The organism is Microcoleus sp. w2-18bC1 (genome assembly GCF_036700365.1).
Classification (GTDB): domain Bacteria; phylum Cyanobacteriota; class Cyanobacteriia; order Cyanobacteriales; family Microcoleaceae; genus Microcoleus.
This window is the reverse complement of sequence record NZ_JAUBOS010000107.1, coordinates 1-10,740: the sequence shown is the minus strand read 5'-3', so window position 1 is coordinate 10,740 and position 10,740 is coordinate 1. Positions and strand designations below refer to the sequence as shown.

The following is a 10,740-nucleotide window of genomic DNA, read 5'->3' as shown; positions in this document are numbered from 1 at the left end:
GTCGCCTTTAGTCCAGATGGCTTGACTTTGGCTTCTGCAAGCAGCGACAAGACCATCAAACTGTGGAACCTCGAAAGTCAAAAACCCATCGCTACCCTCACCGGGCATAGCAATCCGGTCTTGAGCGTCGCCTTTAGTCCAGATGGCTTGACTTTGGCTTCTGCAAGCAGCGACAAGACCATCAAACTGTGGAACCTCGAAAGCCAAAAACCCATCGCTACCTTCAGCGGACACAGCGATTCGGTGTGGAGCATCGCCTTTAGTCGAGATGGAAAAACTTTGGCTTCTGCAAGCAGCGACAAGTCCATCAAACTGTGGAACCTGCAAAGCCAAAAACCCATCGCTACCCTCAGCGGGCATAGCAATCCGGTCTATAACGTTGTTTTTAGTCCCGATGGGTTGACTGTGGCTTCTGCAAGCAGTGACTACACCATCAAACTGTGGCACCTCGAAAGCCAAAAACCCATTGCTACCCTCATCGGGCATAGCAATTCGGTCTTGAGTGTGGCCTTTAGTCCCGATGGGTTGACTGTGGCTTCTGCAATCAGTGACAACACCATCAAACTGTGGCACCTCGAAAGCCAAAAACCCATCGCTACCCTCACCGGGCATAGGAATCCGGTCTATAGCGTCGCCTTTAGTCCCGATGGCAAAACTTTGGCTTCCGCTAGTGGTGACAAAACCATCAAACTGTGGACTTGGGATTTCGATAAACTAATGGCATTCGGTTGCAATTGGATTAGGGATTATCTTAGAACCAATACTCCGGACAGTTTTTGAGATCGAGGCTGAAACCCTCATTCTACCGTTAGCATTCGACCTCACTGAGAAGGCTGAAACCCTCATTCTACCGTTAGTGATTGAAAACTGTCCGGACTATTGTTAGAACCAACCCGAAAGTGACAGAAGAAGATAAAGAGATGTGTGCTGATTACCTTAGCCAAGAGTCAATCCAATAGAATTTAGGCAAAAACCGCCAGCCAGCCAGATGTTAGCATTACATTTTTTTCACCACCACTTCCACTTTTTTCGTTGTCCCTTCCTCACTCGCATCAGTCACAACCCTAATATTTCGCGACGAATCTTCCTCCACAACCTGCACCAGCATGGGATTATTAAATCTTGCTATTTAATTTTCACTTTTGTAGTTAGTCGAGGTTTGGGGAACTCAAAAGGCGGTAGGTGCTAACTCTGAGGGATATTGCACTGATGTTCCTTTGAATATAAAGTGTAAAACTCCTGGAGTGCTGACATTTGTTCTCTCAATCTAGATATCTCTAGATCCAAGGGAGGGAGTAGTTTCTCAAGGTGGCGCACCTCACTAAACCACCGTCGTAACTCGGGTTTGAGAGTTGCATAGAGCGTTTCGGGACAGGAGAGTAATATTGCTGTTATTATCTCTGCTACGAATGGCTGTTGCGACCACTTCCCTACAACAGACATTGCATCCCAGTCATCGCTTGACAAGCATTGGTGAACAATATCAAACAGTGAATTTAACTGAATAGCTGCCCGTAATTTCTCAAGTGTCTCTGCCGTCTCTGACGAGGTATGCACCATAGTTGTGAATTCAACAGGCAAATGGTGCAGGATGGTACTGACAACTGAAGCAATTGAATCAGGTTGCTCTTTTCTCAGAATGTCTGGGAGTATTTCTGCAAAGTAAGTAGCAACACTACGCCACTGATGTAAATCACAAGCAACATGAAAGAACGTTTCTGGCAACCTTTCACTCTTCTGCAATACAATATAACCTCGACATAGATTAGTGACGGGATCGACAGGTTCAAATGCTTGCCATAACAAAGGGAGAGAAACCCAGTGAGGTGGATATTTGAAACGGGCAACATCCAGCAGAAGAACTAGATCCCGCTGTGGATGATAGCCACCAATTGGTGAGAAGTGACCATCACCCGTTTGTCCCAAGGCCTTTCGGCTGTAGGAAACAACTAGATGAATATCACCTGACGCCCTAGTCACTTTCTCAACTGCTTGCCGAAAGTTTTCCAAGCTGCTTTGGTGGTAACGGTTAGGTTTTACAACAGCACCGTTGCAACGTGCTATACAGACAAATTCATCAAAGGTGATACCGTTTTCTTTAATGACTGAAAGAGGTAAGCAACAGTCTAAAAATTCCTCTCCATACCATCTCCACACCCCTTTCCAAATGCGACCCGGATCGATGGATAAGGCATTAAGAACAACAACTAAACTACCCAATCCACAAAAAGCGGGTTCTGCTTGAGTATGAAACTGTTCCGCTAGAGCGAAATACCCTTCCATACCTTCCAATGCCAACGCTTCTCGAAATATTTGCTTTCCCTCTATGGAGGAAAAGGCAATAGCAGAATCGGGGAGTGAACGACGATAAAACCCTTGAGCAGACATTGAGTGTTTTAACCCTTATTGCTTATGGTGCTAATAGATATTATGCAAGCTCGTCACATTGATAATGATGAATGCACTTATTAACTATTTTTTCAATTTTAGCAATAAAACGCTGCGAAGATTTCGCTTTCGGGGTGCAAATTTAAAAAACGTGACTATTTCCGACGGCTAGGCATCAAGGTGATGAAATAATTCGGCAATTTCCCACATATTGAGCAGTATGCAGCTCGGATAATTAATAGTATTTACAGTTGGGTGGGAGTGGGTTTTGGAGATTGTTGGTTTTCGCCTGAGATGGTTTTTCAACCAGCCCCTACAGTAAATGCAAAATATTTGAAAACTGTAAAATTTTGTATATGAACTGACCGACCTTCAGGAAAATAGACGATAGTTGATATGCAAGAGATTTCAAGCGTCCGCGAAAACAATTTTTAATCAGGTAATAAAATGGTAGTAGCAGCACCTGTTCAATCCGGCAGTCAGTCGATTTTTCAAACTCGCTACGACAACTTTATCGGCGGCAAGTGGGTGCCACCAGTGAAAGGGAAATACTCGGAAAACCTGTCTCCAATAACAGGAAAATCAATTTGTCAAATCCCCCGATCGACCGCCGAGGATGTAGAATTGGCACTGGATGCCGCCCACGCCACGAAAGACAAGTGGGGTAAGACTTCCCCAGCAGACAGGGCGCGGGTTTTACACAAAATAGCCGATCGCATCGAAGAAAACCTCGATCGCCTCGCCATCGCCGAAACCTGGGATAACGGTAAACCAATTCGCGAAACCCGCCTCGCAGACATACCACTGGCGATCGACCATTTCCGCTACTTCGCAAGCTGCATCCGAGCTCAAGAAGGGTCGATCGGCGAACTCGACGGAACAACAGTCGCCTACCACTTCCACGAACCCCTAGGCGTCATCGGACAAATCATACCCTGGAACTTCCCGATATTAATGGCAGCTTGGAAACTCGCCCCAGCCCTCGCCGCCGGCAACTGCGTCGTCCTCAAACCAGCAGGCCCCACCCCCGCCTCAATCTTGGTACTGATGGAAATCATCGCCGACTTAGTACCAGACGGCGTAATCAACATCATTAACGGGATCGGCGCCGAAATCGGCAAAACCCACGCCACCAGTCCCCGGATTGCCAAAGTCGCCTTCACCGGCGAAACCACCACCGGCAGGCTAATCATGCAATACGCCTCCCAAAACGTCATCCCCGTCACCCTAGAACTAGGCGGCAAATCCCCCAACATTTTCTTTGAAGATATCTGCGCCCAAGACGACGAATTCCTCGACAAAGCAGTGGAAGGATTAGTCATGTTTGCGTTTAATCAAGGAGAAGTGTGCACCTGTCCCTCCCGCGCCTTAATTCAGGAGTCAATCTACGATCGATTCATGGAAAGGGCGATCGATCGCATCCGCCAAATCAAACAAGACAACCCCTTAGATCCGACAACCGCCCTCGGCGCGCAAGTCTCCATCAACCAGATGGAAAAAATCGCCGAATACGTCAAAATCGGTCACGCCGAAGGCGCAGAATGTCTCATTGGCGGCGAAAGAAACATCTTATCCGGCGACTTGCAGGACGGCTATTATTTCCAGCCAACAGTCTTCAAAGGAAACAACAAAATGCGAATTTTCCAAGAAGAAATCTTCGGCCCAGTATTAGCAGTAACCACCTTCAAAGACGAAGCCGAAGCATTAGAAATTGCCAACGATACTCTCTACGGTTTAGGTGCCGGAGTTTGGACTCGCGACATCAACACCGCCTACCGCATGGGCCGCGCCGTTCAAGCAGGCCGCGTGTGGACAAACTGCTATCACCTATATCCAGCCCACGCAGCATTCGGCGGCTACAAATCGTCTGGTATCGGCCGCGAAAATCACAAAATGATGTTGGATCACTACCAGCAAACTAAGAATTTGTTAGTCAGCTACAGCCCGAAAACTTTAGGTTTTTTCTAAAGTTTTAGTCGTTGGGAAGGAAAAAGGAAGAAGGACAAACTTCAATGATTCGTGAACTCCTTCTTTTTCTCTTTCCTCTCCTTCTCTGCGCCCTCTGCGCCCTCTGCGGTTCATTAAAAAAAGCTGATTCAAAAACGAAAAATAATTGCTACAAAAAGAGACTGCAATGGAAACGATCGCAAAAGTCACGGCAACAGAAGCCGCTTTAAAATTAATTAACCATCTCAAAACTCAACACGGAGAATTGATGTTTCACCAATCCGGCGGCTGCTGCGACGGTAGTTCCCCCATGTGCTTTCCCAACGGGGAATTGATAATCGGTGATGGTGACGTATTACTCGGCGAAATAGGCGGTTGCCCCTTTTATATTGCAGCGCAGCAATACAAATATTGGCAGCACACGCAGTTGATTATAGACGTGGCATCGGGGCCCGGAGGCAGTGATTTCTCCCTGGAAGGGCCGGATGGAGAGCGTTTTATTACTCGCTCTCGCTTGTTTGTTAATGCTGAGTAACTCTGTTTATCCTGAACTTGCCTGCAGTTTCTCTAAAAACATGAGTTTGCTTAAGCCTGAAACCCCGTTTCTTTCATGGGAGCGAAAAAACCTATTTTATTTAAATTTTTATCTAAGTTTCTCGCCTGGGCTAACGACCACCAATTTTCTAACGAGGGCAAACGCATCTTATTTTTAGAATACTTGCTAGACAAAGGCTTCACCCATGATTTGAGTTTGGTTGCCCAAAATTAAACCCCTGATAGCGTAAAGCTTTCAGGATTTAGAGGCGTTTGCCCTGATTTGCTGACTAATTTCACGGCTAGTGCGTTGGTATTCGTGGACAATCGGTAATCTTTCAGCTTGAAAATTTGCCAGAGCTTCTGCAATATTAGCACTAGACATGAGATGTCGTGATAAAGACAAACCATCTTCCCAACCTGAAGTCATACCTCTAGCGCGTGTCGGACTTTTCGCGTGAGCCGCGTCACCAATTAAGATAACACGGCCATCATATAGTTGAGGCAGGGGATCAATGTCATAGGAATAACGACAGACAATATTTTCCAAAGGGGTTGACTCAATCACATTTCGCGCATCCTCTGGGAGTTTTGCCAACTCTTGGGGAGGAATAATGATATTAGTTGGTTGTAGTTTGCCTACTTCAAAATCGGCCAGATCCTTTTCCAGAAAGAAACCCCAATGAGTACGATTTGCACCAAGATTAACAAAATTGGCATAAATTCCTCGTTCGCGTACATAAAGCAAATAGTTTCCTTCTGGACAGAAGTTATTATCTGTTACAATTGCTCGCCATACTAGATCACCTAAATAACACAATTCTACACCCGGAACCACAAATTGACGAACCTTAGAAATTATTCCATCGGCACCAATTAACAGATCTCCTTCCCAGTGACTGCCATCTTTAAAGTGCGCGATCGCGCTATGCTCGGTTTGGGAGATTGACAATAATTCAGCATTAAAACGAATAGTGTCAGGGGGTAACTCCTCCAGGAGTGCTTCTAAAATAGCTTTGCGGTGTACTAGCATTCCTGGGAGTTCATTTTCCTCATACGTGACGGGTTCAGAATTGATGACATCGCCGTGGAGGTTGCGGAACTCGAATAATTTAACCGGAGCGCCTGAGTTAATAATTTTCTGGCTAATTTGAGGGTTTCCTTGATGCAGCGCTTCCATACCTGCTTGCACGATCAGGATACCACAGCCATCGGTGCGCGCATGGGGTGCTTTTTCAAACAAGGTAACTTGAAATCCTTGTTGGATCAGCAAAATTGCTAGATAAACTCCTGATGATCCGGCGCCGATAATACCTATCCTACTCTGGGACGAAACCATTTGTGCTTCTCCTGATTTAAGATTGCCGATCGGTTCTCAACCACTATTGTAATTAAGGAAAATCCAATTTTGGCTATCGCTCAATTGCGGATTGAGCTTTTGCTGATAGCGACAGGTTTCACGCTGCCGCTAAAATCAGTATCTGAGCCGGTGCAGCATTAATTATTAATTGGCTACTTCAAAATTTCTGCACTCAAAACTTCAGAAGACTTTAAGCTTGAGTATTTTTAATTAGAGCCAATTCAATTTTGTCACCAGCCTTTTGAGTCACTTGTGCGCGCAAACCGGGCCCAAAAAAAGTAGCTATTTTTTCTTGCTTTTCTTCCCATAAGTCGATCGGCATTAGCGGTGAATAAAACTCTAAAATTAACCCATAAGCACCGTCAACATCAACTTCCCGCAACCCTTGCAGGAGGGGCCGTTCCTCGTCTGTTGGGGCCAGGCCCAGGCGCTCCAAAGCATCATCTAAGTGCGCGGGTTGGCCGTAGCGAAATCGGGTGACATCTTTGCGGACTTGGTTTTGAGTATCTGTGGCCTGACTTTCTCGCAGGAGGAGAACTTCAGCAGAAGTAGGTTCGGTGAATTCTACTGGTTCGAGTTCGGCTGCTTTCAGAGCCAAACCTCCCAGCAACAGCGGAATTCCATAAAAAAAACCGGCTAGGTTCAGGGTAGGTCTGTCTGTGAAGTAGGCTCCAAACCCGACTGCTGCTATAATACCGCCAACAACTAAGGCTAGGTTTGCTAAAGAAATTTTGCGTAACATATTAGTGAGGTAGTTAGCTGAAATCAACAATATACTTTAATTATTATCTGTCAAAAAGTCTTGAATAAATTTAGTTTTTTTGCCAAAAGACCAGCAAAAACTGCTAGCATCTATGAGCGCGGGAGCGGTGTGCATCCACAGTCTTGTCTCTAGCTTCAGAAGCTTATCCAGCCGGACTCGCCCGGGCGCGCCATCGGTAAATATCCGTGTTAATTGCGCGGCGTTGGTTCCAGAAGGCAATCGAGATCGGCAGTATCATCAAAGTATACAGAGTGGCGATCGCGATCGACACTCTTGCCCTTTCAACCATTTTTCGGACATGATTAAAGACGAAGACAAACAAACTGCTGGAGCAAATAAGGCGGTTCTGGAGCAGATTAACTCGCTCAAACGCGAAGATGAAAGGCTTTATAATATCTTAGCGATCGATGTCTGGGCCCTAGCCAAGACGATGGATGAATATCAACCGGGATTTTGGACTGCTTTTATGAAAAACCGGGAGAAGGCCCTGAAGCGATTTTTAGCTGGAATGATGAAAAATAAACCTGCAGATACCAAACGTCCGCCTTTTTTGCGCTAAAATGTGGCTGAAGTTTGGCTGAAGTTTTGATGTACAATCAAACTATAACACAGACACAAAAAAACCTGAGCAGATTCATCACTTCCCATATAAAAACAGTGAAGGATTTGCCCAAAAAGGTATGTCGGTGAATTAAGAATCTCCGTCTGTTGGCAGAGGGAAATGTCAAATATTTTTGTTGATACTAGCAAAGGCAAAAAACCATGGATGCACAAACAATCAAAGAGCGCGTAGCAGAAATCGAGAGCAAGCGGGAATCCCTCGTGCGGCTGTTAGATCGATCGGACTTGGGAGCCCTGAGAATAGATGTGAGTCAGGCGATCGAAGAAATTGACGATCTATTAGAAGAATTCAAGCGTACTTTTAACAGTTAAGTAGTCAGTAGTCATTAGTCAGTAGTCATTAGTCATTAGTTGTCGCGCATTTAATTTGGATAGTTATGTTAGTAAAAATCTTGTGGGGTGGGCAGAAGATCCCGCCCACAAAGTCAAAATTAAATGCAGTACAGCTTAATAGCTAACAAGAACCGACCACTGCTAACTGCAAATTTGACAACTGACAACTGACAACTGACAACTGATCAATTCATCACCATATCCATCAAAATTTGCTGAGAACTCACTTCCGGGCAATTAGCAGGCGGCCGCCGCTGAGAGTAGTGTCCCCCAGACTGCAAATCCCAAGCTTGGCGGTTGTCAGCCAGCATTACCCCCAAAATTTCTTGCAATTCCTTGGCAATTGTCGGGTCTTCCACTTGAACTATGGCCTCAACCCGTCTTGTGAGATTGCGCTGCATCCAGTCAGCAGAACCAATATACACCTCTTCGTCCCCACCGTTGAAAAAATAAAACATCCGAGAATGCTCTAAAAAGCGGCCGATAATACTGATAACTCTGATATTTTCGCTAACACCTTCAACGCCGGGACGCAAACAGCAAATCCCCCGAATAATCAAATCAATTTTAACTCCCGCTTGCGAAGCTTCGTACAAAGCAACAATGATTTGAGGGTCAACTAAAGCGTTCATTTTAGCGACAATGCGGCCACAGCTACCGATGCCGCCTTCGGCCTGCAAGCGGCAGAATTCTGCCTCGCGGCGGATTAAAGCTAAAAATTGATCGCGCATATTGACCGGTGCCACCAATAATTTTCGATAAGATACCTGCCGCGAATAACCAGTCAAATAGTTAAACAAATCCGTCAAATCCGATCCCAAATCCTCGCGACAACTCAACAAACCCACATCGGTATAGAGTCCGGCTGTTTTAGGATTGTAATTGCCTGTGCCGATGTGGACGTAGCGACGGATGAATTCCTCCTCGCGACGCACTACCATCACAATTTTGGTGTGGGTTTTGAGTCCCACCAAACCGTAAACTACGTGGACTCCCGCTTGTTCTAACTTGCGAGCCCAATTAATATTATTTTCTTCGTCAAACCTAGCCTTAAGCTCTACTAAAACGGCTACCTGCTTGCCGTTTTCCGCTGCTTGAATTAAGGCGCTGACGATCGGCGAATCTCCAGAAGTGCGGTATAAAGTCATCTTAATCGCTAACACGGAGCGATCGTGCGCCGCCTCAGTAATAAACCGCTGCACCGTCGCCGCAAACGAGTGATAGGGATGGTGTAGCATCAAATCCCCCTGCCGGATGACGGTGAAAATATCCTCGCCCTCGTCAGCATCCAACATCAATTTGCCTAAAATCATTGGCGATTCCGAGTTCCGCAAACGGGGCGGCACAACGGGAGTCCAAGGTGGGTCTTTCAGTTCCGGCACGGGAAGCCCCACAAAAGACATCAAATCCTTGAGGCCTAGCAGCCCCTCTACGACGTAAACATCTTGCTCACCGAGATCCAGCTCCTCCATCAGCATATCTCGCAGCGCAGGCGGCATAATCGCTTGAATTTCCATCCGCACCGCAGAACCTCCAAACCGACGCTTGCGGAGTTCCTGTTCTATTGCCAGCAGCAAATCCTCCGCCTCATCTTCCTCCACCGTCAAATCGGAATTGCGAGTAATGCGGAACGGGTGATATTCCTGAATGTCCATCCCCGGAAACAAAGCTTCTAAATTGTGGGCAATCACCTGTTCTAGGGGCACGCCAGTCCAAACCGGAGATTTGCCCCTCTGCTGCCACTGTAAATCCCCCGGTAGTGGCAAAAACCTCGGCAAAACCTGCGGTACTTTAACGCGGGCAAATAATTCTTCCCGCGTGTCGGGGTCCCTGACTACTACTGCTAAATTAAGGCTGAGATTGGAAAGGTAGGGGAATGGGTGGCTGGGGTCAACTGCTAGGGGAGTGAGTACGGGAAATACTTGTTCTTTGAAGTAGCGATGCAAGTAATTGCGCTGTTCTTGATTGAGGTCAATGTAGTCAAGAATGTAGATGCCGCTTGCTGCTAGTTTCGGCCGCAGGGTTTGCTCAAAATAGGCGTGTTGCTGAGAAACCATTGGCAAAAGCCGCTGGTTAAGGGCATCTAGCTGTTCTTGAGGCGTGCTGCCGTCGGAGGTCAATTTGCTGACTTTTGCTTGTACTTGCTGTTTGAGGGCGGCTACCCGCACCATAAAATATTCGTCTAGGTTGGAGCTAAAAATAGCTAGAAATTTGAGCCTTTCGAGAAGGGGCGTGCGGGGGTCGAGGGCTTCGTGGAGTACGCGGTTGTTGAATTCTAGCCAGCTTTGTTCTCGGTTGAAGTAATATTGAGGATCGCTGAGGTTGATTTCAGTGTAGGTTTTGGCGGGGGTCTTTTTTGGCTTCGGCATGGTTTGAGGGAGTCTTTGGGAGGCTCGGTGATGGCATCTCTAGAAATAGTATTGTAGGTTAAAGGATTTGTTCGCATCTGCTTTTGGTCGATCGCACGTTTTTGTCGGTCATCCGCGAGGGTCTGGTACGCAATATGTGTAGGGATACGGCACTGCCGTGTCCCTTGTATGTTCAGAGTAGTCTGGTGGAAGACGATGAAAAAGTCTATCTGCTTCGGTCAGGTGAAGCTGGCGTGTCCCTGAGACCTTAATGAGTCTGTAGCGTAGATTAGCTCCCTAGATCCGAACGGTGACTGGTTTGCTCCTGACACTGGACAGTATCTTAATCCTCTTCTGTCACTCTGGGACAATAAAAGTGAGAGCCAAATTTTTAACTGTAGATAGAGCGGGGATTTGAGCGTTTATTTTCTAACAGAATGGCGGAA

At 46.5% G+C, this 10,740-nt stretch carries 8 protein-coding genes and 1 pseudogene; 5 read left to right on the top strand and 4 right to left on the bottom strand.

From position 1 onward, the window contains the following. Positions 1-780, top strand: a pseudogene (locus tag QT979_RS27805) (WD40 repeat domain-containing protein); the annotation flags it as partial. A 405-nt stretch (positions 781-1,185) separates the two neighbouring features. Here the strand turns inward: QT979_RS27805 and QT979_RS27800 are convergent. Further along, positions 1,186-2,388, bottom strand: a complete 1,203-nt coding sequence (locus QT979_RS27800) for a phytochelatin synthase family protein (RefSeq protein WP_333312271.1) — start codon at positions 2,386-2,388, stop codon at positions 1,186-1,188. 447 nt (positions 2,389-2,835) lie between these two features. On the opposite strand from QT979_RS27800, the gene exaC reads away from it, so the two are divergent. After that, on the top strand, positions 2,836-4,356 hold the full coding sequence (gene exaC, locus QT979_RS27795) for an acetaldehyde dehydrogenase ExaC (protein ID WP_333312270.1): 1,521 nt from the start codon (positions 2,836-2,838) through the stop codon (positions 4,354-4,356). A 145-nt stretch (positions 4,357-4,501) separates the two neighbouring features. Continuing rightward, positions 4,502-4,870, top strand: coding sequence for a DUF779 domain-containing protein (locus QT979_RS27790; protein ID WP_333312269.1), 369 nt, complete (start codon positions 4,502-4,504; stop codon positions 4,868-4,870). 255 nt (positions 4,871-5,125) lie between these two features. Here QT979_RS27790 and QT979_RS27785 read toward each other — a convergent pair whose 3' ends face one another. Further along, positions 5,126-6,208, bottom strand: coding sequence for an FAD-dependent monooxygenase (locus QT979_RS27785; protein WP_333312268.1), 1,083 nt, complete (start codon positions 6,206-6,208; stop codon positions 5,126-5,128). 211 nt (positions 6,209-6,419) lie between these two features. Next, complete coding sequence (locus tag QT979_RS27780; RefSeq protein WP_333216611.1) at positions 6,420-6,971, bottom strand: DUF2854 domain-containing protein; 552 nt, start codon at positions 6,969-6,971, stop codon at positions 6,420-6,422. A gap of 79 nt (positions 6,972-7,050) precedes the next feature. Here QT979_RS27780 and QT979_RS27775 point away from each other — a divergent pair, with 79 nt between their 5' ends. Continuing rightward, positions 7,051-7,551 carry a hypothetical protein gene (locus QT979_RS27775; protein WP_333312267.1) on the top strand — a complete coding sequence of 167 codons (501 nt, stop codon included), beginning with the start codon at positions 7,051-7,053 and terminating at the stop codon, positions 7,549-7,551. Positions 7,552-7,754: 203 nt separating this feature from the next. Continuing rightward, on the top strand, positions 7,755-7,925 hold the full coding sequence (locus QT979_RS27770; RefSeq protein ID WP_015176488.1) for a hypothetical protein: 171 nt from the start codon (positions 7,755-7,757) through the stop codon (positions 7,923-7,925). A gap of 206 nt (positions 7,926-8,131) precedes the next feature. Here the strand turns inward: QT979_RS27770 and ppk1 are convergent, their stop codons facing one another. Beyond that, positions 8,132-10,315: a polyphosphate kinase 1 gene (gene ppk1, locus QT979_RS27765; protein WP_333085610.1), complete on the bottom strand. Its 2,184-nt coding sequence runs from the start codon at positions 10,313-10,315 to the stop codon at positions 8,132-8,134. Positions 10,316-10,740: the final 425 nt, after the last annotated feature.

Coding starts and splice junctions, on each gene's coding strand:
- exaC (WP_333312270.1), top strand. CDS start 2,836: ATGGTAGTAGCAGCACCTGTTCAATCCGGCAGTCAGTCGATTTTTCAA.
- QT979_RS27800 (WP_333312271.1), bottom strand. CDS start 2,388: ATGTCTGCTCAAGGGTTTTATCGTCGTTCACTCCCCGATTCTGCTATT.
- QT979_RS27770 (WP_015176488.1), top strand. CDS start 7,755: ATGGATGCACAAACAATCAAAGAGCGCGTAGCAGAAATCGAGAGCAAG.
- ppk1 (WP_333085610.1), bottom strand. CDS start 10,315: ATGCCGAAGCCAAAAAAGACCCCCGCCAAAACCTACACTGAAATCAAC.
- QT979_RS27785 (WP_333312268.1), bottom strand. CDS start 6,208: ATGGTTTCGTCCCAGAGTAGGATAGGTATTATCGGCGCCGGATCATCA.
- QT979_RS27780 (WP_333216611.1), bottom strand. CDS start 6,971: ATGTTACGCAAAATTTCTTTAGCAAACCTAGCCTTAGTTGTTGGCGGT.